The organism is Leclercia sp. LSNIH3 (assembly GCF_002935105.1).
Lineage (GTDB): Bacteria > Pseudomonadota > Gammaproteobacteria > Enterobacterales > Enterobacteriaceae > Enterobacter > Enterobacter adecarboxylatus.
The window spans coordinates 2257701-2282418 of record NZ_CP026387.1; the positions used below are offsets into that span (position 1 = coordinate 2257701).

Below are 24718 nucleotides of genomic sequence, written 5' to 3' on the forward strand. Positions count from 1 at the left end.
CAGAGTGCCCGGGACCAGCGCTTTGATCAGACAGGGTAAAAGACCTGATTTGTGCGCTCTGCCGTAAAAACTGGCCATCTGCCCCAGAACTCAGCCGGAATTAATATGCTCCTTACAATAGCGCCGTTTCCAGACGGCGGGCGTTAACCCGGTGTGCTTACGAAAGATCTGCCGGAAGTAACCCACGTCGTTAAAACCGCAGCGTGTCGCCACTTCTTTCAACGATACGGCATCGTTGAGTAAGAGCTTTTCGGCGGCCCTGACGCGCTGGCGGTGAATGGCCTCGGTCAGGGTCAAATGGAACACACGGCGAAATACCCGCCCCAGGTAATCCGCGTTGCAGTGCAGCTCTCTGGCCAACGATGAGGTGGAGAGCGGCAGATGAAACTGGGTGCGGATCAGCTGCCGGGCCTTCCACGCCAGGTTTACCCCCGCCTCATCCGGCGGCAGTTCTTGCCCGGCGGCCAGGGAAAGCTGTTGCAGGATCAGCAGCAGAATAAATTCCAGCGCCAGGCTGCGCTGAAGCTTCTCCTGCTCGGACATAAATTGCCGGAACAGCGCAATCATCGCCTGCGGATCGCCGGTTTTGCCGTGCTGCTGTACTGACAACAGCGTGCTCCAGGCGGAAGGGGAACTCTGCTCCTCGACCTCAAAATGCAGCCAGTAAAAGCGTAAATCGGCGGGGAAATCCTCCACCCCTTTATGCCGACGATGCGGCCAGAGCAGTAAACTCTCCCCGGCATTGACCTCGAAAACGGTCCCCTCCTCCTGGATCGTTAATGTCCCCTTTTCGACAAAGATGATTTCCCAGGAGTCGAGCTTACGCGCCGGGTGCCGCCCCACGCCCCGGGAGATAAAGAATCCCCCGTTCTGCACTTTAATCGGAAGTGTTATGGATAATTCGAGCATCGCTATTCATTTTCCCGCTATTTATGGACATTTATTGCCGATTTACTCTTGATTATTAACGGTTAATTGTTAATCGCCCGATCTAAATCACATTTTGAGAACAAGGTCGGAATCCTCACCTTTTTATACTTTTCCCTTCCCTTGTTGGCACCAGGGAACAGTGCAAAATTAATCGGGTACCTGACAAAACAACATAAAAAATCCGATAACCCGAGGAGTTACCTCATGACTTCCACTCCGATTACACAGACAGAGATTGCCCAACAGGCCATCAACGATCGCCTCTCGGTGCGAGAAAAAATCGGCTACGGCCTGGGTGATGCGGGCGGGACGGTAATCACCTGTCTGATCATGAATTTTCTTACCTTTTTCTATACCGATGTGTTTGGCTTAACCCCGGCGCTGGTCGGCACGCTCTTTATCGCCCTGCGCATTTTTGACGCCATCTCCGATCCGGTGATGGGGATTATTGCCGACCGTACCCAAAGCCGCTGGGGTCGCTTTCGCCCGTGGCAGCTGTGGGTCGCCGTCCCCATTGGTATTATCGGCGTCCTGACCTTCACCGTGCCGGATGCCGGGATGGGGGTCAAAATCGCCTGGGCATTCGGCACCTACCTGCTGCTCTCGGTGGGGTATACCGCCATCAACGTGCCTTACTGCGCGCTCATCAACACCATGACCACCCGCCACAGCGAGGTGCTCTCCTGTCAGTCCTGGCGCTTTGTACTGTGCGGTGTGGCCGGTTTTCTGGTCTCGGTCGGCCTGCCATGGCTGGTTTCGGCACTCGGCCAGGGCAATGTGGCGCAGGGGTATCAGCTCGGTGTGGGAGTGCTGTGCGCCATTGCGGTAGTGATGTTCCTGTGCTGCTTCTTCTGGGTGCGCGAGCGTGTGCCGCTGGCGCTGATGGGCAAGTTCACCCTCAAGGAGCACCTTGCCGGTCTGCGCAAAAACGACCAACTGCTGCTGATGCTGGTGATGTCCTTCCTGCTGATTAACGTCTTTAACATCCGTGGCGGCGGCTACATGTATTTCATCACCTACGTGCTGGAAGGCAGCACCGCCTATACCTCGCTGTTCTTCACCATGGTGACCTTTGCCGCCATTCTCGGGGCAGTGATCGTCAACCTGCTGTCGCGCCGCAGCGATACCGTCAAACTCTATTACTACACCAACCTGGTGCTGGCGGTACTGGCGGCGGGTATGTGGTTCCTGCCCGGCGGCCCGGCGCACCAGACCCTGTGGCTGATCGTTATCCTGGCGAACGGGGTGATCCTCGGCTTTACCCTGCCGCTGCACTTCGCGTTAATGGCCTTTGCCGACGACTACGGCGAGTGGAAAACCGGCGTGCGCTCTTCCGGGATGAACTTCGCCTTTAACCTGTTTTTCATCAAACTGGCCTGGGCCTCAAGCGCCGGGATCATCAGCCTGGTGTTCATTTTTGTCGCCTATCAGCCGGGGGCGGGCAACCAGACAGCCGCCTCGCTGCAGGGCATCACCACCATGGAAACCCTGCTACCTGCCCTTTTCCACCTGCTGCTGGCACTGGCGATCCGCAAGTGCCGACTCAATAACCCGATGATGGCGCGCATTGCCACCGACCTGCGCCAGCGTCACGCTCACGCCTGAGGAGAACATGATGTCCATAATGGAACCCGACCTGCACAAACTGAAAATCAGCGACCCGTTTTTGGGCCAGTATCAACAGCTGGTGCGCGATGTGGTTATTCCCTACCAGTGGGATGCCCTTAACGATCGCATCACCGAGGCCGAACCGAGCCATGCGATCGCCAACTTCCGCATTGCGGCAGGCCAGCAGAGCGGAGAGTTTTACGGAATGGTCTTTCAGGATAGCGACGTAGCCAAATGGCTGGAGGCCGTGGCCTGGTCGCTGTGCCAGAAACCCGACGCCGAACTGGAAAAAACCGTCGACGAGGTGATCGAACTGGTGGCCGCCGCGCAGTGCGACGATGGCTACCTGAACACCTATTTCACGGTAAAAGCCCCCGACGAACGCTGGACGAACCTGGCCGAATGCCATGAGCTGTACTGCGCCGGGCACATGATTGAAGCGGGCGTGGCGTATTTCCAGGGCACCGGCAAACGCCGTCTGCTGGAGGTGGTCTGCAAGCTGGCCGACCATATCGACAGCGTGTTTGGCCCTGGCGAGCAGCAGTTACATGGCTATCCCGGCCATCCCGAGATCGAGCTGGCCCTGATGCGCCTGTTCGATGTCACCCAGGAGCCGCGCTATCTGGCGCTGGTGAAATATTTTGTCGAGGAGCGCGGCACCCAGCCGCACTTCTACGACATCGAATATGAAAAGCGCGGGAAAACCTCGTACTGGAACACCTACGGCCCGGCGTGGATGGTGCAGGACAAAGCCTACAGCCAGGCGCATCAGCCGCTGACCGAGCAGCCCACGGCGATCGGTCATGCGGTGCGCTTCGTCTATCTGATGACCGGCGTGGCGCATCTGGCGCGCCTGAGCCAGGACGAAGGCAAACGTCAGGACTGCCTGCGCCTGTGGAACAATATGGCGCAGCGCCAGCTGTACATTACCGGCGGGATCGGCTCCCAGAGCAGCGGCGAAGCCTTCAGCAGCGATTACGATCTGCCCAACGACACCGTCTATGCCGAAAGCTGTGCCTCCATCGGCCTGATGATGTTTGCCCGGCGGATGCTGGAGATGGAGGCCAACAGCCAGTACGCCGACGTGATGGAGCGGGCGCTGTACAACACCGTTCTGGGCGGCATGGCGCTGGACGGGAAGCACTTCTTCTACGTTAACCCGCTGGAGGTGCATCCGAAATCGCTTCCGTTTAACCATATCTACGATCACGTGAAGCCGGTTCGCCAGCGCTGGTTCGGCTGCGCCTGCTGCCCGCCGAATATCGCCCGCGTGCTGACTTCCATCGGTCACTACCTCTATACCGTCCGTGAAGATGCGCTGTTTATTAACCTCTACATCGGCAACAGCATGGCCTTCCCGGTAGGCGACAAAGAATTGCAGGTGCGGATCAGCGGCAACTACCCGTGGCAGGAGCAGGTCACTATCGACATCACATCGCCGGTGGCGATCGACCACACCCTGGCCCTGCGTCTGCCGGACTGGTGCGATAATCCGCAGCTGACGCTGAATGGCGAGGCCGTCACCGGGGAGGTGCGCGCGGGGTATCTCTACCTGACCCGCCGCTGGCAGGAGGGCGACAGGCTGCAGTTAACCCTGCCGATGCCGGTACGCCGGGTATACGGCAATCCGCAGGTGCGCCAGCAGGCCGGGAAAGTGGCGATTCAGCGCGGGCCGCTGGTCTACTGTCTCGAAGAGGCCGATAACGGTGCCGGGCTGCATAACCTGATCCTGCCTGCCGACAGCGAATTTAAGCTTCTGGAAGGAAAAGGGATTTTTGCCCACAAGGTGCTGCTCCAGACCCAGGGTTACACCCGCCACACCGCGAACGCGGAGCACCAGCCGCTGTGGCAATACGATCGCGCCCCGACCACGCAGCAGGCGCAGACGCTGACCTTTATTCCGTGGTTTAGCTGGGCGAACCGCGGCGAAGGGGAAATGCGCATCTGGATAGATGAGGTGTAATGACCTCTACATTTAAGATAACTTATTGCACTATTTAAGATAAATTAAACCCAGCCTTGTTACCGGGTTTAATTTATTCTTAAATGGAATATTCAATATCTGTGACCTATTTCTCGGAAAATTTAATTTCAAGAAAAGGCTTAAATTATCATATTGAATGTCACGCTTTTTAGTGTTATTTCATTAACACACACAGCGAAAATAAGGTCTTATCATGGATTTCAATGAAAGGCTAAATGCCTTATCTAATAAAATAAAAGAGCAAACCAACTCTATCGTAACTGAGGAGGCTACCAAAAACGCCTTTGTAATGCCCTTTATTCACAATGTATTAGGTTATGATGTTTTTGACCCCAGGGAAGTCACCCCGGAGTTCGTTTGTGACATAGGCACTAAAAAGGGGGAGAAAATAGATTATGCCATAATGAAGAATAATGAGGTGCAAATTCTTATTGAATGTAAAAAAATAGGGGAACCGCTTAATATTAACCATGCATCTCAACTCTTCCGATACTTTCATGTCACTAATGCCAGAATTTCGATTCTGACAAATGGTCAAATTTATAAATTCTTCACCGACCTTGACGCACCAAATAAAATGGATGAAAAACCATTTCTAGAAGTTGACTTATTAGAGATTGATGAAAATATCATACCGGAGTTAAATAAGTTAACAAAATCATCCTTTGATCTGGAATCGATAATAAACGCAGCAGGCGAACTTAAATACGTTAGCCAAATAAAAAAAATACTCCATACACAACTTAATACACCTGAAGATGAATTTGTTAAGTTTTTTGCATCAAGAGTATACGATGGCATTTTAACCCAAAAAGTTAGAGAGCTATTCCTGACCCTAACAAAGAAAGCTGCCAGCCAATATATCAATGATCAGATCAATGATAGGCTTAAATCGGCTATTACTGGTACAACTCCATTAAGTGTGCAATCTACGCCAGATTCAAATATTGAAGACTCACCAAATGCTTTGGAAAAGGATGAAAATGATGTTGTGACAACTCTGGAAGAGTTGGAAGGATTCCATATTGTAAAAGCTATAACCAGGGCTGTACTTGATGCTCCACGAATAACGCATAGGGATACCAAAAGCTACTTCGGGATTCTGGTAGATGATAACAATCGTAAGCCACTCTGTCGCTTACACTTTAACCGTTCGCAAAAATATATAGGTCTTTTTGATATCGAAAAAAATGAAACACGCCACCCTATCGAAACTGTCGATGATATTTACTCCTTCGCCGATATATTAAAAGCAACAGCAGCTCTTTATAATTAATGCTGATATGCTCTGAATTATTTACTTTGAATCAATAGCCGGACGACGCTGCACATACCCAGCCCGGGAAACGGGTCAGGTATGGGCAGCGCCACCCGGCAGAATTGAGGCTGCCCTCGTCCCTGAGGGCAGATTTTTGGCGAGTTAAAATTTCCAGGAGAGACCGGTCATCAGCATAAAGCTGTCGTCACGGTCGATCATCGGGCTGTTTTTCACGTCGTCAGGCAGTACGGTATAGACTGCGCTGGCGTTCAAATAGAGGTTCTGCGTCAGCCGGTATTTCGCCGCCAGGCCGATATACGGGGTGACCGTGTCGCCCGCGGTATAAGACTGCAGAGCGCTGCGGCGGGACTCTTTTTCTGAGACGCCGTAGTAGTAATCATTGAAGCTTTCGTCGTGGAAGAAGACGCCCACCGACGGCGTCAGGGTCAGGCGCTCCATGCGGATCGGACGGAAGTAAGTCATCTCGCCCATCGCCCCACCGCTTTCGTCCATCGCATCGGCGGCCAGGGCAAACTTCAGGCTCCCCCAGCTTTCGTGGCGGTAGTAGGCTCCGCCCAGCATCACAGAGGCTTTACGCTCATCCAGCTGCTTCATCCCATGGTCGTCGTTATCGTCCGGGTCGAAGTGCAGCGGCATCCAGGAGGCAGTCAGGCTCAGTTCGTTTTTGGCATCTTTCCAGACGATCCAGCCGCCGGTGGTCTGGCGCACGTAGACGTACTGGCCTTCGTAGCTCATGAACGGGACTGCGGAGACGTTCTCGTTATAGCCTTTATAGGGTGATTCATTAAAAAATGCGCCAGCGCCAATTGAAAAGTCATCGGCCATTGCGGACGTTGCCGTAAATAAAGCGGCCGCGATGAGGAAATTCTTTTTAAACTTCATTGTTTGCAATCCATTAAATGTCATACGACGCGGCGCATAATAATGGTTACAAAAATGGCGATGCAATGCCGTTATTTGTATAATATTATATATAAATTCATATAGATGGGCGTCAGGCAATGAACAAAATGCAAATCAAGCCACGAGAATTAAAAATCATTTCCGTTATTGCCGCGACCCACAGTATTGGTGATGCTGCCGCGTTATTAAGGATGGCCCAGGCCAACGTCAGTAAATATCTCGCTGATTTCGAAACCCGCGTCGGGCTGAAGGTTTTTGAGCGTACCACCCGCCACCTGGCGCTGACCCAGTTCGGTGAATCATTACTGCCTTTCATCGAGGCATCGCTGAAAAAGAATGAGCAACTGATTAATTTCATTGCTGATTATAAGCATGAAAAACGCGGCAAGGTCACTATCTATGGGCCATCGGGGATCATGTCTTACCTTGCCCGCCAGGTGATTCATGAGATCAAGGATATTGGCGATATCCGTATTAGCCTGAAAACTTATAACCTCGACAGGAATGAATTTTTCGAAGGGGTGACCTTTCCCGACGATTGCGACATTTTAATTACCTATGCCCAACCCAAAGATGAAAACCTGGTCGCCACCACCTTAACCAAATATTCTCTTACCGCTTTCGCCACCCCGGAATATATAAAAAAACACCCCATTAGCAAACCCGACGACCTTATTAATCACTCCTGCATTCTTATCGACTCAATGATAATTGATGACGCTAATATCTGGCGTTTTCGCGTGAATAATAGCGAGCAGGTTCTCGATTATAAAGTTTCGGGCAATTATATTTGCGACAACACCCAGACGGCGCTGGAGTTGGCCCGCAACCATCTGGGGATCGTCTTTGCGCCAAAAGAGAGCCTGGCACGGGAGATAGCAGAGGGGTCAATGGTGCCCTGTTTCATTCAGCAGGAGGAGTGGTGGCTGGATCTGGTGGCTATCTTCCGCAAACGTGACTATCAGCCGTGGCGGGTGCAGTTTGTACTGGATGGGGTATTGAATACGCTGCGTAAACAGATTGAGCAGACCCCCCGGGGGCGGTCTGCTCTCAAAGGTTAGAACAGGCCCAATGGCTTATCGGAGTAGCTGACCAGCAGGCATTTGGTCTGCTGGTAATGTTCCAGCATCATCTTGTGGGTTTCACGGCCAATGCCCGACTGCTTATATCCACCAAACGCGGCATGGGCCGGGTAAGCGTGATAACAGTTGGTCCACACGCGTCCGGCCTGGATCCCGCGTCCCATCTGATACGCCAGATTGCCGTTACGGCTCCAGACCCCCGCCCCCAGGCCATACTGCGAGTCGTTGGCCAGCTCCAGCGCCTCCTCCATGGTTTTGAAGGTGGTCACCGCCAGCACCGGGCCGAAGATCTCCTCCTGGAAGACGCGCATGTTGTTTTTGCCGGACAGAATGGTTGGCTCAAGGTAGTAACCCTCTTTCAATTCGCCATCCAGCTGCTTACGCCGCCCGCCAGTTAAGATCTCAGCGCCTTCATTCTTACCGATATCAATGTAGTTGAGGATGGTCTCAAGCTGCCCGTGTGATACCTGGGCACCCATCTGGGTGACGCTGTCCAGCGGGTTGCCGCTGCGGATCGCCTCCACGCGGCGGATGGCGCGCTCCATAAAGCGCTCGTAGATCGACTCCTGCACCAGCGCCCGGCTTGGGCAGGTGCAGACTTCGCCCTGGTTGAAGGCGAAAAGCGCAAACCCTTCCAGCGCCTTATCAAAAAAGGCATCCTCTTCATCCATTACGTCGGCGAAGAAGATGTTCGGGGATTTCCCGCCCAGCTCCAGCGTTACCGGAATGATGTTCTGGGTGGCGTACTGCATGATCTGCTGGCCCACTTCGGTGGAGCCGGTAAAGGCCACTTTGGCGATCTTTTTGGAGGTCGCCAGATACTCACCAATTTCGCCCCCGGCGCCGTTGACCACGTTCACTACCCCCGGCGGGAGCAGGTCGCCCACCACTTCCATCAGCAGCAGTATCGACAGTGGTGTTAAGCGCGCCGGTTTCAGTACCACGCAGTTCCCGGCGGCGAGCGCGGGGGCCATTTTCCAGGCCGCCATCAGCAGGGGGAAGTTCCACGGAATGATCTGCCCGACCACGCCCAGCGGCTCATGGAAGTGATAGGCGACAGTGTCTTTATCCACCTCGCTAATCCCGCCCTCCTGGGCACGAATACAGGAGGCGAAATAGCGGAAGTGGTCAATCGCCAGCGGCACGTCGGCGGCCATGGTTTCGCGGATCGGTTTGCCGTTGTCCCAGGTCTCAGCCGTGGCCAGCAGCTCCAGGTTCTGCTCCATGCGATCGGCAATCTTGAACAGGATCGCGGCGCGATCCTGCACCGAGGTGTGCGCCCATTTCTCTTTTATCTTGTGGGCAGCATCCAGCGCCAGATCGATATCGCGCTTGCCGGAGCTGGCGATTTCGCACAGCGGCTGGCCGGTGACCGGGGTGAGGTTCTGGTAATAATCGCCGTCGACCGGAGGAACCCAGTCGCCGCCGATAAAGTTGTCATAACGGGCTTTCAGTTTAAGGGGGAAACCATATTCGCCGGGCAGGATACGTGCTGAGGGAGGGTTATTCGTCATGACTGTCTCCTTGCGTGAAGTGTCCTTCAAAGGTAGACCGCGGCGGTGTTTTTTTCGCCAGCCATCGCTTGCTTTGCGAGCCTCTTCACGCATTACCTTACTTTACGTTTGGTTTTCCGCCCTGAGCCATACTTAAAGCGCACAACACTGGCAGAGGGAAGGTTAAATGCGGCTTTTTATCGGCTTCGACGTGGGCGGAACCCACATTAAACACGGCGTGATCGACGAGGACGGAAACGAACTCACCACCGATCAGTTTGATACGCCGGAGGATGAAGAGAGCTTTAAGCAGCAATGGCGCGAGGTGGTCGAGGCCTACCAGAACGAACACGAGATTGCCGCGATCGGGGTGAGCATCCCCGGCCACATCAATACCCATACCGGCGAAGCGGCGAAGGCTGGCGCGCTGGAGTATCTGGATAACGTCAACCTGTACGACCTCTTCGCAGAGCTGACCGACCTGCCGCTGGTGGCCGATAATGACGCCAGCTGCGCCGCTCTCGGCGAACGCTGGTGCGGCGCAGGACGAGAGTATGAGAATTTTGTCTGCATGACGCTCGGCACCGGCATTGGCGGCGGGATCGTACTCGGGGGCGATCTCTATCGCGGCTCACACTATCGCGCCGGGGAGTTCGGGGTGATGCCGGTCGGTAAACATGGCGAAGGAATGCATGAGGTCGCCTCGGCCAAAGGGCTGATGGAGACCTGCCGCCGGGCGCTGGGGGTCTCCGGGGATGATATGCCGAAAGGCGAAGAACTGTTCGAGCTGATGGAGAACGATCTGCACCTGCGCGAGGCGGTGGAAGAGTGGGCGTTGTTCCTCGCCCGCGGGGTCTACAGCGTCATCTCGATGTTCGATCCGCAGGTGGTCCTGATCGGCGGCGGTATCAGCGAGCAGGAGAAAATTTATCGGCTACTCGATAAACACCTGCAAACCTTTGAAGAGTGGGAAGCGTTGCAGGTGCCCATCCTGCCCTGCCAGTTAGGGAACCAGGCGGGCAGGCTGGGCGCCGTATGGCTGGCGAAACAGAAGCTCGCCAGCAAAAAGGATTAACGCTGCTGCGTCTCGTCGGCAAAGAGTAGCGCATCCCGCAGAAGGTGATCGTTACCGCGGCGGCGGGTAAAGCCAATGCGGTTGAAGTACTCGAGGATCTGGATCGCCAGCTTACGCCCGACGTTCAGCCGGTCGCGGAAATCTGCCGCGCAGGTGGAGCCGCGCTCGCGATCCAGTTCGCGGATCAGGTTGGCAAAGGTGACGATCCGATGGTGACGGTAATAACGGTCTTTGACGATGGCGGTGATCAGCCCCTGCTGCGCCGCATGCTTTAGCACCTGACGCATGGTTTGCTCGTCGGTGGCGGTTTCGCGAGCGAGGTCGCGCACCCACCAGGGTTCATCGCCAAACAGGGCGTCTGCTTTTTCCCACACGGCCTGCTGCGCCGGGGTAAAGCCCGCTTTATGATCCGGCAGGTGCAGCCAGCCGTGGTAGCTGTGCAGCTCGCCGCTCTCGCGCATCTGCTCGATCAGCAGCAGAACCAGGGCCTCGTCCTCCATCGGCAGCGCCATACGACGCAGGCGTTCCCGTCCAGGGCCGGGTTCATCCTGATGCTGCTGATGGTAGGTCGTCAGCACCTCCAGAATTTTACGCTGCCAGCGCGCCGCGACAGCGGTGTTTAACAGGCTGGAACCGGCCTGGATAAACTCCGGCTGTTGGGTCAACTGACGCAGCCCCTCACCGCTGAGCTGGCGTGCCCAGCCGAACGCATCCAGATTGACCGCCCCGCGCTCCAGATGCACCCGCAGTGCGGTGTGGTCATCTTCTGCCGGGGCCAGCATCGCCAGCCAGTGCAGGTATTCTGGTTTACGCTTCCCGCGACGCGGCGGATTGAGGGTCACCACCCGCGCCCCGGCCAGGGTCATGCGGGCAGAAATATCGCGCAGCACCAGCCGATCGTTATCGGCCAGCCACAGCGGAGAATCGAAGACCAGCTCCGCCAGCGTTCCTTCCAGCAGCGAGACGCGGCCGGTGACATGGCTGGCGGCATGGTGAATATGCAGCGGCTGCCACTGCGCCAGCGGCACATCGGCTTGCAGGGTGACGATCACCCGCGTGGTCGGCTCCGGCGGCGCGTCGGCCAGCAGCCAGTCCCCGCGGTTCAGCGCCGCTTTTTCCGTGTCGCCCACCAGGTTGAGGGCGATGCGTTGCCCGGCATGGGCCTGCTCAACAGGCTGGTTTTGCGCATGCAGCCCACGAATACGCACCGGTTTGTTAACCCCGGTCAGCCACAGGTTATCGCCCACCCGCACTTCGCCCGAGAGCGCCGTACCGGTGACCACCAGACCGGCCCCTTTTACGGTAAAGGCGCGGTCGATGGCCAGACGGAAGCGATGGTGTTCCGCGTGGGCGCGGGCCGGGAGCTGTTGCAGATGGGCGCGCAGAGCATCTACTCCCCGCCCCTCGGTGGCAACGGTGACAAACAGCGTCGCATCGGCAAAGCCATACTCCCGCAGGGTGGTAAGCACCTCTTCGCGCACCGCCTCTACCCGGGCGTCGTCAACGCGATCGGCTTTGGTCAGGGCTACCGTCAGCTGCGGGTTGCCGGTCAGCTGGAGGATTTGCAGGTGCTCGCGCGTCTGCGCCATCACCCCGTCATCACAGGCCACCACCAGCAGGGCATGGTCGATCCCGCCGACACCCGCCAGCATGTTGGACAAAAACTTTTCGTGCCCGGGGACGTCGATAAACCCTAGTACCCGGCCATCCGGCTGCGGCCAGTAGGCATAACCCAGATCGATGGTCATGCCGCGCTTTTTCTCTTCCGGCAGACGGTCGGCATTGACGCCGGTGATCGCCTGCAGCAGGGTGGTTTTGCCGTGGTCAACATGACCGGCGGTGGCAATAATCATTTCAGCAACATCTCCAGAAACTGTGCTTCATTTTCCAGACAGCGTAGATCCAGCCATAAACGCCCGTCCTTTATCCGACCCAGTACCGGCACGGGCAGGGCTCGCCAGCGTAACGCCAGCGCCTCCAGCTGCGCGCCGCGCCCGTCGCGTGGGGCGAAGGTCAGGGCGGCTCCCGGAAGGCGGTCCACCGGCAGCGAACCGCTGCCAGGCTGTGACAGGCACTCTTCCACGCGAACCTCAAAATCAGGGTAGTGCGGCGCGACCTGCGCCAGCAGGCGCTCCCCCTGACGATGGATCGCGGCAGCGTCGCGGCTCAACAGGCGCAACGTCGGTAAGCGTTCGCCCAGCGTCTCCGGGTGGAGATAGAGGCGTAAAGTGGCCTCCAGCGCGGCGAGGGTCATTTTATCCGCGCGCAGGGCGCGTTTCAGTGGGTGCCGTTGCAATCTGGCAATCAGGTCGCGTTTACCGACGATGATCCCGGCCTGCGGGCCACCCAACAGTTTGTCGCCCGAGAAGCTTACCAGACTGACACCGGCGGCAATTAACGCCTGCGGCATCGGCTCTTTCGGCAGGCCATAGCGGCTGAGATCCACCAGCGAACCGCTGCCCAGATCGACGACGACCGGCACGCCCCTCTCCTGCCCGATGCGTACCAGTCCGGCCTCGTCAACGGCATGGGTAAAGCCTTCGATCTGGTAATTACTGGTGTGGACCTTCATCAGCAGGGCGGTATTGTCATTGATCGCCGCCGCGTAATCCCGGTCGTGGGTGCGGTTGGTGGTGCCCACTTCCCGCAGCTGGCACCCGGCCTGCGCCATCACGTCGGGAATGCGAAACGCCCCGCCGATCTCCACCAGTTCGCCGCGGGAGACCACCACTTCTTTACCGCTGGCGGTCGCGGCCAGCATCAGCAGTACCGCTGCGGCATTGTTATTCACAATGCAGGCATCTTCCGCACCGGTGAGCTGGCACAGCAGCGCCGCCAGCGGCCGATCGCGATGGCCGCGCCCGGCGCCGTCAAGATCGTACTCCAGGGTAACCGGCGTCTGCATCGCCTGGGTTACCGCCTCTACCGCCTCCTGAGCCAGCAGCGCGCGGCCCAGATTGGTATGCAGTACCGTGCCCGTCAGGTTTATGACCGGCCGCAGACCCGGGGCATAAGCCATTGCCAGCCGTTTTTCGGTCTCCTGCGCCCAGTCATCACACCAGGCCGGCAGACGGTTGTCTGCGCGGATCCCGGCACGGGCTTCATCCTGCAACAGGCGTAAGGTATCCACCGTTCGGCTGTGGCCAAACCGGGCAATAACAGCGGTAAGACGGGCGTCGCGAAGCAGACGATCGGTCGCGGGAAGTTGGCTATAAAGAGCGTGCTGAGTAGTCATGAAAGCGCCTGACGGTTGGGTATCTTCCCCCCTCCCGACGGGAGAGGGAGTCAATGTCAGGGCGATTGTACCGCGTCCGTCAAGGAAGTGTTATCGACGACATCAAGCCTTTGGCGGTTCGGTGCGGGCGAAGCTTTCACGCTGGAACAGGGTTTCCGCCAGTTTGACCAGCAGCGGGCGATCAACGCACCAGCCCGGCGAGACGCGACGGAAATTGAGATAGCCGATAGCGCAGGCAATGGCGATGGTCGCCAGGTTAACGCTGTCGGTGGCAATTTTTCCTTCACGGATCAGCGCCTCACAGTGATCCAGACTGCGCGCAATTTTCTCGCGCTGACGCAGCAGCTCGGTCTCAGACTGCTGTGCCGCCGGGCGCGCCTGCTCGCGCACCGAAGCCAGCGCGGCATCCATGATCCCGTCCGCCAGCGCCTCGATTTGCCGGATAACCAGCGCGGCTTTTGGCTCATGGGGGATCATCGCCGGGGCGATATCCAGCAGCTCGATATAGCTGGCAATGATGGGCGAGTCGAACCAGTGCTCCCCGTCATCGGTCACCAGCGCCGGGACTTTGCCCAGCGGATTGTAGTGCGCGACACCGTTTTCAGCCTGATAGGGTTGTTCATTCACAAATTCAAAAGTGATGCCTTTCTCCAGCAGGAGAATGGAGATTTTACGCACGAAAGGACTGGTATAACTGCCGATGAGTTTCATTGCCTGCTCCTTGTTCGCCAACAAAAGGATAAGTATGGCCCAGGCAAAGAAAAAAGGCAGGCTCTGCGTATTCCAGACCTGCCTTTAAGGGATTAATGGTCGAGATAGAGGTAGTGCATCCAGCTGGTCATCCGCAGCAGGACTTTACGCATTACCGACACGTGCGAGAAGTGGTCGGAATAAACCGCAACCTGGGCGTAAATGCCGTCAGGCAACGCGTCCACGTCGGCGTTTGGATCCAGCTCGATGGTGCCCAGCACGCCATCGGTGCCCGGGATCACCGTCAGAGATTGCAGTACGCCTTGCGCCTGGTAGGAGCCGCCCGGCACGACCGGCAGAATGCTGGTGAGCTTACCGGAGAAGACCTGCCCTGGCAGGGCATTGAACACCACTTCGGCCTCGTCACCAGGCTTCAGACGCAGTAATGAGTTCTGGCGGAACTGCGCCACGATCTGGCGTTTCTGCTCAGGGATAAACACCATCACCGGGCGCAGCGGCAGAGAGGCCGCGTAGGTTCCCGGGCGAATCAGCACCTGGGTAACATAGCCGTTGCTGGGTGCACGGATAACGGTTTGATCCAGGTTATAGGTGGCTTCGGTCAACTGGGCGCGCAGCGAGGCAATCTGCGACTGCTCACCGTTAGACATGCTGTCTAACTGGCTCTGAATCTGGGTTTGTTCCGCGACAGAGCCTTTCACCATGGCGTCCTGCGCCAGGTAGTTTTGTCGCGCATTATCGATATCGCTCTCAGAGAAGGGATTCACCTTCGCCTGGCTGCCTTTCAAATAACGCTGATAGTCTTTGTACAGACGATCGCGCTCAGCAGAGACGCGGGTGGTATTCGATTGTGCTTCCGAAAGTTGCGCTTTCAGCACCTTAATATTGTGCGTCGCGGTGACCAGGTCAGCCTTCAGACGATCGACTCGTGCCTGATATCGGGTCGGATCGATTTTAAATAATACTTCGCCCTTTTTAATGAGCTGGTTATTTTTATTCGTCACTTCACTCACCACCCCTGTGACCTGCGGGGTAATGGGAATAGAAATAACCGCTTTCTGCGCCGTAAAGGTATACGGGTGGTTATAGTTCATTAATAAAATAAGCCCGGCCACAATAAACACACCGCCTAGCGTCGCGGTCGCTAAGGTCCATTGGTTTACCGGAATACGAAATATTTTAAAAATGGACCATGCAAAGGCGACATAGGTCAAAATGATCAACAGATCCATGATTAGTGCTCCAGCGTGTTCTTATCAGCAGTGGGGGGCACTGCAGCCAGTTTTTGTTCCAGCTCGGCGACGCGCTTTGCAAGCGCATCAACGTCGGGATGGCGTTCTGGCGGCTGAATGTGATTCTGCATTCCCCAGCCATGCTCTGGCTGGTAGAGGGTGGCCCAAATCCACAGAAACGGCCAGATAGCATGGAGCGTAAACAGGCTTATCCATCCCGCCGTATGGATCGCATCGGCATGCGGATGGTTGCGCTTTTTGGCAATATTATAAGGAATATCATGGATGGCGATGATTCCATAAAAAAGAACCAGGAAGACAAAAATCAACACACCCAGCGCAAAATAGTTGAGAAACATATTTGCCTCACTCAGTAAATCGCAAACGCATAAAAATAATTAAATGGTAAGCAGCCAAATTAATTTATGATTAAGCACACGAAGATGTACTAACTATTTCAGAGCCGGGGAATATGATTTTTCCTTATATCTCCATGCAAGTTTATAAGCGTGTCAAAATATAGCCTGAAGAATAATAGCGTTCTGTTTACAAAATGAGCTTAAACTAGCCTGGCATTTTTTGCCATAACACATATTGATGCTCTTTTTTGGACAATACGTGTTGCTGACTTACATCCTGGCGTTGATGGGTGAAACAGATGTTGCAGTTGATCACATCCAGAGAATTCTGCATAAAAATATTTTGTGGTTTTGATCACACTACAGAAACAAACTCACGACAACAAAATGTGATTTGATTCACATTTTATGGGTCAAACTGCCGTTTTAACGGTCGTTGTATTTTTTTTACACTTCAATTTTGTGACGCACATCACTTCAATCGTGGCTGCACCCCCTGCATTTACGTGATTCAGATCACATAAATTTTGCCTGTCTGGACAGTTAAACCATTAAGTGCCAAATTTCACGTCAACAGAACAGGTTGGGCAACCTCTGCCACCACATTAACAACAAACCTCGGGCTTAAGGCCTGCATCAACAGAAGAAGGGGTGTTTTATGTCATCCGATTTCAAGATCAAAGTACAAAGCTTTGGTCGATTCCTTAGCAACATGGTGATGCCAAATATCGGCGCGTTTATCGCGTGGGGTATCATCACTGCGTTATTTATTCCGACAGGGTGGTTGCCTAACGAAACGCTGGCGAAACTTGTTGGCCCAATGATCACCTATCTGCTGCCGCTGCTCATCGGTTTTACCGGTGGTCGTCTGGTGGGCGGTGACCGTGGCGGTGTGGTCGGTGCGATCACCACTATGGGCGTTATCGTCGGTGCGGATATGCCAATGTTCCTCGGCGCAATGATTGCCGGTCCTCTGGGCGGCTGGGCCATTAAGAAGTTCGACGTCTGGGTTGATGGCAAAATCAAATCCGGCTTCGAAATGCTGGTGAACAACTTCTCTGCCGGCATCATCGGGATGATCCTGGCTATTCTGGCGTTCCTCGGCATTGGCCCGGCAGTTGAAGTGCTCTCCAAACTGCTGGCAGCGGGCGTTAACTTCATGGTTGCCCACGACATGCTGCCACTGGCGTCCATTTTTGTTGAACCGGCGAAAATCCTGTTCCTCAACAACGCCATCAACCACGGTATCTTCTCACCGCTGGGTATTCAGCAGTCTCACGACCTCGGCAAATCCATCTTCTTCCTGATCGAAGCGAACCCGGGTCCGGGTATGGGTGTTCTGCTGGCGTACATGTTCTTTGGTCGCGGTAGCGCTAAGCAGTCTGCTGGCGGTGCGGCTATCATCCACTTCCTCGGCGGTATCCACGAAATTTACTTCCCGTACGTGCTGATGAACCCACGTCTGATCCTGGCCGTTATCCTCGGCGGTATGACTGGCGTGTTCACTCTGAGCGTGTTGGGCGGTGGTCTGGTCTCCCCTGCTTCCCCAGGTTCTATCCTGGCGGTACTGGCGATGACCCCGAAAGGTGCCTACTTCGCTAACATCGCAGCGATCTGTGCGGCCATGGCGGTCTCTTTCGTGGTGTCGGCTATCCTGCTGAAAACCAGCAAAGTGAAAGAAGAAGACGATATCGAAGCGGCTACCCGTCGTATGCAGGACATGAAATCTCAGTCTAAAGGTGTTGCTGCAACGCCGCTGGCTGCGGGTGATGTGTCTAACGACCTGAGCCACGTGCGTAAGATCATCGTCGCCTGTGATGCCGGTATGGGTTCCAGCGCCATGGGTGCAGGCGTACTGCGTAAGAAAGTAGCGGATGCCGGTCTGTCGCAGATCTCCGTTACCAACAGCGCTATTAACAGCCTGCCGGCGGATGTTGACCTGGTCATCACCCACCGCGACCTGACCGAGCGTGCGATGCGTCAGGTTCCGCAGGCGCAGCATATTTCGCTGACCAACTTCCTCGACAGCGGTCTGTACACCAATCTGACCGAACGTCTGGTTGCGGCACAGCGTCACGAAGATAATGAAGTCAAAGTGCGTACCAGCCTGCAGGACAGCTTCGACGAGAGCAACAGTCACCTGTTCCGTCTGGGTGCGGAGAACATCTTCCTTGGCCGTACCGCGAGCCATAAAGAAGAAGCGATTCGCTTTGCTGGTGAGCAGTTGGTAAAAGGCGGCTACGTACAGCCAGAATATGTTCAGGCGATGCTGGATCGTGAAAAACTGACGCCAACCTACCTGGGCGAATCCATTGCGGTGCCGCACGGTACGGTTGAAGCGAAAGATCGCGTCCTGAAAACTGGCGTGGTGTTCTGTCAGTACCCGGCAGGCGTGCGCTTCGGTGAAGAAGAAGATGACATTGCCCGTCTGGTGATTGGTATCGCGGCTCGCAACAACGAGCACATCCAGGTGATTACCAGCCTGACCAATGCGCTGGACGATGAGACCGTGATCGAACGTCTGGCAAACACCACCAGCGTCGAAGAGGTCCTGGCGCTGCTGAACAAGTAAGTCTTTCCCTTCCCTCTCCCCGTTGGGGAGAGGGCTAGGGTGAGGGGAAATTCGCGTGGTTCCTCACCCCAGCCCTCTCGGGTAACAACATTGATGAAGGTTAATACGATGAAAGCATTACATTTCGGCGCAGGTAATATCGGTCGTGGTTTTATCGGCAAACTGCTGGCAGACGCCGGCATTACGCTGACATTTGCGGATGTGAATCAGACGGTACTGGACGCCCTGAATGCGCGTCATAGCTATCAGGTGCATGTCGTGGGTGAAAACGAACAGGTCGAAACCGTGACCGGCGTGAATGCGGTCAGCAGCATTGGCGACGATGTTATCGACCTGATTGCCAGCGTTGACCTGGTGACCACCGCGGTCGGTCCGGTGGTGCTGGAGCGTATCGCCCCGTCCGTCGCCAAAGGGCTGGCAAAGCGTAAGGCCCAGGGTAACGATGCCCCGCTGAACATCATCGCCTGTGAGAACATGGTGCGCGGCACTACCCAGCTGAAAGGTCATGTGATGGCGGCTGTGGCTGATGAAGATAAAGCCTGGGTTGAAGAGCACGTCGGCTTTGTGGATTCTGCCGTTGACCGCATCGTTCCGCCGTCAGCGTCGGCCACCCATGACCCACTGGAAGTGACCGTGGAAACCTTCAGCGAGTGGATCGTCGATAAAACCCAGTTCAAAGGCGCGCTGCCTGAGATCGCGGGCATGGAATTAACTGATAACCTGATGGCATTTGTCGAACGTAAGCTCTTCACGCTGAACACCGGGCATGCTATAACCGCCTACCTCGGTAAGTTAGCCGGTCATCAGACCATTCGTGACGCTATTCTCGATGAGAACGTTCGCGCCGTGGTAAAAGGTGCAATGGACGAGAGCGGCGCGGTATTGATTAAACGCTACGGTTTTGATGCCGATAAGCACGCGGCATATATTCAGAAAATCCTCGGTCGTTTTGAAAACCCGTATCTGAAAGATGACGTTGAGCGTGTAGGCCGTCAGCCGCTGCGCAAGCTGAGTGCGGGCGATCGTCTGATCAAGCCGCTGCTCGGCACCCTGGAATATGACCTGCCACACACCAGTCTGGTCAAAGGCATTGCCGCCGCGATGCACTACCGCAGCGAAGAAGATCCGCAGGCGCAGGAGCTGGCGCAACTGATTGACGAGCAAGGTCCACAGGCCGCGCTGGCGCAGGTATCCGGTCTGGATGCCAACAGCGATGTGGTTGTGGAGGCGGTTAACGTATATAACGCAACCAAATGATGCAGGAACTGGCGCAGGTCATCCTGCGCCCGGAATATAGATTGTCAGATATGCAGGCAATAATGGAACAAACCCAGGCCTTTGAAAACCGTGTGCTGGAGCGTCTGAATACTGGCAAAACCGTTCGAAGTTTCCTGATATCCGCCGTCGAGTTGCTAACCGAGGCGGTGAATATACTGGTGCTTCAGGTTTTTCGCAAAGACGACTACGCGGTGAAATACGCAGTTGAACCGTTGCTTGACGGTGACGGCCCCTTGGGCGATTTATCCGTGCGTCTGAAACTGATCTATGGCCTGGGCGTTATCAGCCGTCATGAATATGAAGACGCCGAACTGCTGATGGCGCTGCGTGAAGAGCTGAACCACGACGGCAACGAGTATGCGTTCACCGACGACGAGATCCTCGGCCCGCTCGGCGAGTTACATTGCGTGACCGCTCTGCCCCCGACGCCGCATTTTGATACCAGCGACCCGGAGCTGTACGCGATGCAGAAGCAGCGTTACCAGCAGATCGTTCGCTCCACGATGGTCCTTTCCCTGACTGAGCTGATTTCCCGAATCAGCTTAAAAAAAGCGTTTCAGAAGTAAGCCTGCGCACATTGGTGTATCCTTCCCTGTAATCTCCCCTGTTTTTAGAGCTATTTGTGATGAAAGAAGTCGAAAAGAATGAAATTAAGCGCCTGAGCGACCGCCTGGATCTGATCCGCCACCAGCAGGCCAGCCTCTCCCTGGTTGATGCCGCCGAGAAATACGCCGAGCTGGAAAAAGAGAAAGCGACGCTGGAAACGGAAATCGAACGCCTGCGTGGCGTAAAAGAGCAGAAGCTGAGTAAAGAAGCCCAGAAGCTCTCTAAACTGCCTTTCCGCCGCGCTATTACCAAGAAAGAGCAGGCCGACATGGGCAAGCTGAAGAAAAGCGTGCGCGGCCTGATCGTCGTCCACCCAATGACCGAGCTGGGCCGTGAAATGGGCCTGAAAGAGATGACGGGCTTCAGCAAGACTGAGTTCTGATTTTTAGCCGGGTGGCGCTACGCTGACCCGGCTTACCGCTCTCCTTCCCTTCAAAATTGGCCCAACCAATTCCGCAACCAACCCTCCCTTGGTTCACATTTCCATAATCTTTGCTCACAAACACATTGCCGACCAATAACATTTGGTTAACCATTTGTTGTCATTAACCCTACATCACACTATTGGCAGGACCACTTTTACACATATTGTGACGCCGAGATGAGCACAGACTCACCGCATCGCAATAGGTGTGGTCCTCGGGAGACCTGCAATGAGCCTCTGGCAACAAAACTACGATCCGGCAGGAAATATCTGGCTATCAAGCCTGATCGCCTCGCTACCTATCCTGTTCTTCTTCTTTGCGCTGATTAAGCTCAAGCTGAAGGGATACCTTGCCGCGACGTACACCGTTGCCATCGCCCTGATGGTGGCGCTGTTCTTCTACAAAATGCCGGTGGATCGCGCGCTGGCGTCTGTCATCTATGGCTTCTTCTACGGCCTGTGGCCGATTGCGTGGATCATCATCGCCGCGGTCTTCGTCTATAAAATCTCGGTGAAAACCGGGCAGTTCGACATCATTCGCTCATCGATACTGTCGATTACCCCTGACCAGCGCCTGCAGATGCTCATCGTCGGCTTCTCTTTCGGGGCCTTCCTGGAAGGGGCGGCCGGATTTGGCGCCCCGGTGGCAATCACCGCCGCGCTGCTGGTCGGGCTGGGCTTTAACCCCCTGTATGCCGCCGGTCTGTGTCTGATCGTCAACACCGCGCCGGTGGCCTTTGGCGCGATGGGCATTCCGATTCTGGTTGCCGGACAGGTGACCGGCCTGGACAGCTTTGAGATTGGCCAGATGGTGGGCCGTCAGTTGCCGTTCCTGACCATTATCGTGCTGTTCTGGATCATGGCGATAATGGACGGCTGGCGCGGCGTGAAGGAAACCTGGCCTGCAGTGATGGTGGCGGGCGGCTCTTTCGCTATCGCCCAGTATCTGAGTTCCAACTTCCTCGGCCCGGAACTGCCGGACATTATCTCTTCGCTGGTCTCTTTGGTCTGCCTGACGCTGTTCCTCAAACGGTGGCAGCCGGTGCGGATCTTCCGCTTTGCCGATATGGGTGCCTCGCAGGTCGATATGACGCTGGCCCGCACCCGCTACACCCCAGGACAGATTATACGTGCCTGGTCACCGTTCCTGTTCCTGACCGCCACGGTAACCCTGTGGAGCGTGCCGCCCTTTAAAGCCCTGTTTGCCCCGAACGGTGCGCTGTACGACATGGTGGTTAATATTTCGGTGCCGTTCCTCGATAAAATGGTCGCCCGTATGCCACCCGTGGTGCATGACGCCACGCCGTATGCAGCAGTGTTTAAATTCGACTGGTTCTCCGCAACCGGTACGGCCATCCTGTTTGCCGCTATCCTTTCCATTGTGTGGCTGCGCATGAAGCCTGCCGCCGCGGTGCAGACGTTTGCCAGTACGCTGAAAGAGCTGGCGCTGCCGATTTACTCCATCGGTATGGTGCTGGCCTTTGCGTTTATCTCCAACTACTCCGGCCTGTCGTCAACGCTGGCCCTGGCCCTGGCGCATACTGGCTCCGCGTTCACCTTCTTCTCGCCGTTCCTCGGCTGGCTGGGGGTGTTCCTGACCGGGTCAGATACCTCGTCTAACGCCCTGTTTGCGGCCCTGCAGGCGACAGCCGCGCAGCAGATTGGCGTCTCGGACGTGCTGCTGGTCGCCGCTAACACCACCGGTGGCGTGACCGGCAAGATGATCTCGCCGCAGTCCATTGCTATCGCCTGTGCGGCGGTAGGCCTGGTGGGCAAAGAGTCGGATCTGTTCCGCTTTACCGTTAAACACAGCCTGATATTTACCTGCATGGTGGGGGTGATCACCACGTTGCAGGCTTACGTCTTAACCTGGATGATCCCATGATAGTGATGCCCAGACGCCTGTCCGACGAGATTGCTTCTCGCGTGCGGGCGCTGATTGAAGAACAACAGCTGGAGGCGGGCATGAAGTTGCCCGCCGAGCGCCAGCTTGCCGCCCAGCTTGGTGTGTCGCGCAACTCGCTGCGCGAAGCCCTGGCGACGCTGGTCAGTGAAGGGGTACTGCTGAGCCGTCGCGGCGGCGGGACCTTTGTGCGCTGGCAGCATGAGGAGTGGTCAGAACAGGCGATTGTCCAGCCGTTGAAAACGCTGATGGAAAACGACCCTGACTACAGCTTCGATATTCTCGAAGCGCGTCATGCCATTGAGACCAGTACCGCCTGGCATGCCGCCATGCGCGCCACACCAGCGGATAAAGAGAAGTTAAAAGCCTGCTTCGAGGCGACCCACAGCAGCGATCCCGATATCGCCTCGCAGGCCGATGTGCGTTTTCATCTGGCAATTGCTGAAGCCTCGCACAACGTGGTGCTGCTCCAGACCATGCGCGGGTTTTTCGATCTGCTGCAAACCTCTGTTAAGCAGAGCCGCCAGCGGATGTACCAGGTGCCGCCGGTATTTGCCCGACTGACTGAGCAGCATCAGGCTGTTCTCGACGCCATTCTTGCTGGCGATGCCGAAGCTGCCCGTCAGGCGATGATGGCGCATCTGGGCTTCGTGCATACCACCATTAAACGATTCGATGAAGATCAGGCCCGACAGGCGCGTATTACCCGTCTGCCTGGCGACAACGATATTTCCAGGGAGAACAAAGCATGATCATTTCTGCAGCCAGTGACTATCGCGCCGCCGCGCAGCGCATCCTGCCTCCATTCCTGTTCCACTATATTGATGGCGGGGCCTACTCTGAATATACCCTGCGCCGCAACGTGGAAGACCTGTCGCAGGTGGCCCTACGCCAGCGCGTCCTGAAGAATATGTCTGACCTGAGCCTTGAGACGACGCTGTTCAACGAAACGCTCTCTATGCCGGTAGCCCTTGCCCCCGTCGGCCTGTGCGGCATGTACGCCCGCCGGGGTGAAGTGCAGGCCGCAGCGGCCGCCGACGCCAAAGGCATTCCTTTTACCCTCTCCACCGTCTCGGTCTGCCCGATTGAAGAGGTGGCCCCGACCATTAAGCGTCCAATGTGGTTCCAGCTCTACGTTCTGCGCGATCGCGGCTTTATGCGTAATGCCCTGGAGCGGGCGAAAGCGGCGGGCTGTTCCACCCTGGTGTTTACCGTTGATATGCCCACCCCCGGCGCGCGCTATCGCGATGCGCACTCCGGGATGAGCGGTGCGAACGCAGCGCTGCGTCGTTACTGGCAGGCCGTGACCCATCCGCAGTGGGCGTGGGATGTGGGTGTGAACGGGCGTCCGCACGATCTGGGCAATATCTCCACCTATCTGGGCAAACCGACAGGGCTGGAAGATTACATTGGCTGGCTGGCGAATAACTTTGATCCGTCCATCTCGTGGAAAGACCTGGAGTGGATCCGGGAGTTCTGGGATGGCCCGATGGTGATCAAAGGGATCCTCGATCCAGAAGATGCCCGCGATGCGGTGCGCTTTGGTGCCGACGGTATCGTGGTGTCGAACCACGGCGGCCGCCAGCTGGACGGCGTGCTCTCCTCTGCCCGCGCCCTGCCCGCCATTGCCGATGCGGTTAAAGGCGATATCGCGATTCTGGCGGACTCCGGGATCCGCAACGGTCTGGACGTGGTGCGCATGATTGCCCTCGGCGCCGACACCGTCCTGCTGGGACGAGCCTATCTCTACGCGCTGGCGACGCACGGCCAGGCAGGTGTGGCGAATCTGCTTAACCTGATCGAGAAGGAGATGAAGGTGGCCATGACCCTGACCGGAGCGAAATCTATCCGCGACATCAGCAAGGAGATGCTGGTGCAGGAGTTGAGTCAGATCCCTGCCGGGCTGGCACCGCTGGCGCAGGGGAACGCGGCGTAGGTACGGTCTGATCCCCTCATCCCGGCCCTCTCTCAAAGGAGAGGGTACTTTCTCTTTGGCAGAGGGTTAGGGTGAGGGAAAAATTCTGCTATTCTGCCCCCGCTATTCAAG

Annotated in this window: 20 protein-coding genes; 12 read left to right on the forward strand and 8 right to left on the reverse strand. The window is 56.2% G+C overall.

Annotated elements, in window-relative coordinates:
* Nucleotides 1-90: 90 nt before the first annotated feature.
* The gene (locus tag C3F35_RS10940) at nucleotides 91-909 is read right to left on the reverse strand and encodes an AraC family transcriptional regulator (RefSeq protein ID WP_103793350.1); all 819 of its coding nucleotides are present in this window, start codon (nucleotides 907-909) and stop codon (nucleotides 91-93) included.
* Between the two features lie 225 nt (nucleotides 910-1134).
* Between C3F35_RS10940 and C3F35_RS10945 the strand changes: the two genes are divergently transcribed.
* The 3 genes from C3F35_RS10945 (at nucleotide 1135) to C3F35_RS10955 (ending at nucleotide 5798) form a co-directional block, all read left to right on the forward strand.
* Nucleotides 1135-2535, forward strand: coding sequence for an MFS transporter (locus tag C3F35_RS10945; RefSeq protein ID WP_032615784.1), 1401 nt, complete (start codon nucleotides 1135-1137; stop codon nucleotides 2533-2535).
* 10 nt (nucleotides 2536-2545) lie between these two features.
* Entirely contained in the window at nucleotides 2546-4501 is a 1956-nt protein-coding gene (locus tag C3F35_RS10950; RefSeq protein ID WP_103793351.1) for a glycoside hydrolase family 127 protein, read from the forward strand.
* Between the two features lie 214 nt (nucleotides 4502-4715).
* Nucleotides 4716-5798, forward strand: a complete 1083-nt coding sequence (locus tag C3F35_RS10955) for a type I restriction endonuclease (RefSeq protein ID WP_103793352.1) — start codon at nucleotides 4716-4718, stop codon at nucleotides 5796-5798.
* A 144-nt stretch (nucleotides 5799-5942) separates the two neighbouring features.
* Here the strand turns inward: C3F35_RS10955 and C3F35_RS10960 are convergent, their stop codons facing one another.
* Entirely contained in the window at nucleotides 5943-6683 is a 741-nt protein-coding gene (locus tag C3F35_RS10960) for a MipA/OmpV family protein (protein ID WP_103793353.1), read from the reverse strand.
* Nucleotides 6684-6802: 119 nt separating this feature from the next.
* Here C3F35_RS10960 and C3F35_RS10965 point away from each other — a divergent pair, with 119 nt between their 5' ends.
* A complete protein-coding gene (locus C3F35_RS10965; protein WP_103793354.1) occupies nucleotides 6803-7765 on the forward strand; it encodes a LysR family transcriptional regulator in 963 nt (320 codons plus the stop codon).
* Here the strand turns inward: C3F35_RS10965 and aldB are convergent.
* Nucleotides 7762-9300, reverse strand: coding sequence for an aldehyde dehydrogenase AldB (aldB, locus tag C3F35_RS10970; RefSeq protein ID WP_032615779.1), 1539 nt, complete (start codon nucleotides 9298-9300; stop codon nucleotides 7762-7764). The genes C3F35_RS10965 and aldB overlap by 4 nt on opposite strands.
* Before the next feature lie 166 nt (nucleotides 9301-9466).
* Here aldB and C3F35_RS10975 point away from each other — a divergent pair, with 166 nt between their 5' ends.
* Nucleotides 9467-10354, forward strand: coding sequence for an ROK family protein (locus C3F35_RS10975; RefSeq protein ID WP_059308994.1), 888 nt, complete (start codon nucleotides 9467-9469; stop codon nucleotides 10352-10354).
* On the opposite strand, the gene selB is transcribed toward C3F35_RS10975, so the two are convergent.
* From selB to C3F35_RS11000, 5 genes are all read right to left on the reverse strand, one after another.
* Complete coding sequence (gene selB / locus C3F35_RS10980) at nucleotides 10351-12207, reverse strand: selenocysteine-specific translation elongation factor (RefSeq protein WP_103793355.1); 1857 nt, start codon at nucleotides 12205-12207, stop codon at nucleotides 10351-10353. The genes C3F35_RS10975 and selB overlap by 4 nt on opposite strands.
* On the reverse strand, nucleotides 12204-13589 hold the full coding sequence (selA, locus tag C3F35_RS10985; protein ID WP_103793356.1) for an L-seryl-tRNA(Sec) selenium transferase: 1386 nt from the start codon (nucleotides 13587-13589) through the stop codon (nucleotides 12204-12206). Before selA ends, selB begins: the two co-directional genes overlap by 4 nt.
* Nucleotides 13590-13691: 102 nt before the next feature.
* Nucleotides 13692-14300, reverse strand: coding sequence for a glutathione S-transferase (locus C3F35_RS10990; protein ID WP_059308997.1), 609 nt, complete (start codon nucleotides 14298-14300; stop codon nucleotides 13692-13694).
* 92 nt (nucleotides 14301-14392) lie between these two features.
* Entirely contained in the window at nucleotides 14393-15529 is a 1137-nt protein-coding gene (locus tag C3F35_RS10995; protein WP_103793357.1) for an HlyD family secretion protein, read from the reverse strand.
* 2 nt (nucleotides 15530-15531) lie between these two features.
* Nucleotides 15532-15888 (reverse strand): DUF3302 domain-containing protein, encoded by a 357-nt coding sequence (locus C3F35_RS11000; protein ID WP_103793358.1) that lies wholly within the window; start codon nucleotides 15886-15888, stop codon nucleotides 15532-15534.
* A gap of 658 nt (nucleotides 15889-16546) precedes the next feature.
* Here C3F35_RS11000 and C3F35_RS11005 point away from each other — a divergent pair.
* The 7 genes from C3F35_RS11005 (at nucleotide 16547) to lldD (ending at nucleotide 24607) form a co-directional block, all read left to right on the forward strand.
* On the forward strand, nucleotides 16547-18460 hold the full coding sequence (locus tag C3F35_RS11005; protein ID WP_077226478.1) for a PTS mannitol transporter subunit IICBA: 1914 nt from the start codon (nucleotides 16547-16549) through the stop codon (nucleotides 18458-18460).
* Between the two features lie 108 nt (nucleotides 18461-18568).
* Nucleotides 18569-19717: a mannitol-1-phosphate 5-dehydrogenase gene (gene mtlD / locus C3F35_RS11010; protein ID WP_032615763.1), complete on the forward strand. Its 1149-nt coding sequence runs from the start codon at nucleotides 18569-18571 to the stop codon at nucleotides 19715-19717.
* The gene (gene mtlR / locus C3F35_RS11015) at nucleotides 19714-20304 is read left to right on the forward strand and encodes a mannitol operon repressor MtlR (protein WP_032615761.1); all 591 of its coding nucleotides are present in this window, start codon (nucleotides 19714-19716) and stop codon (nucleotides 20302-20304) included. The genes mtlD and mtlR overlap by 4 nt, the downstream gene beginning before the upstream one ends.
* Before the next feature lie 59 nt (nucleotides 20305-20363).
* Nucleotides 20364-20726, forward strand: coding sequence for a YibL family ribosome-associated protein (locus tag C3F35_RS11020; RefSeq protein WP_032615759.1), 363 nt, complete (start codon nucleotides 20364-20366; stop codon nucleotides 20724-20726).
* A gap of 271 nt (nucleotides 20727-20997) precedes the next feature.
* Nucleotides 20998-22653: an L-lactate permease gene (gene lldP, locus C3F35_RS11025; RefSeq protein WP_032615757.1), complete on the forward strand. Its 1656-nt coding sequence runs from the start codon at nucleotides 20998-21000 to the stop codon at nucleotides 22651-22653.
* The gene (gene lldR / locus C3F35_RS11030; RefSeq protein WP_032615755.1) at nucleotides 22650-23423 is read left to right on the forward strand and encodes a transcriptional regulator LldR; all 774 of its coding nucleotides are present in this window, start codon (nucleotides 22650-22652) and stop codon (nucleotides 23421-23423) included. Before lldP ends, lldR begins: the two co-directional genes overlap by 4 nt.
* The gene (gene lldD / locus C3F35_RS11035; RefSeq protein ID WP_059308999.1) at nucleotides 23420-24607 is read left to right on the forward strand and encodes an FMN-dependent L-lactate dehydrogenase LldD; all 1188 of its coding nucleotides are present in this window, start codon (nucleotides 23420-23422) and stop codon (nucleotides 24605-24607) included. Before lldR ends, lldD begins: the two co-directional genes overlap by 4 nt.
* Nucleotides 24608-24718: the final 111 nt, after the last annotated feature.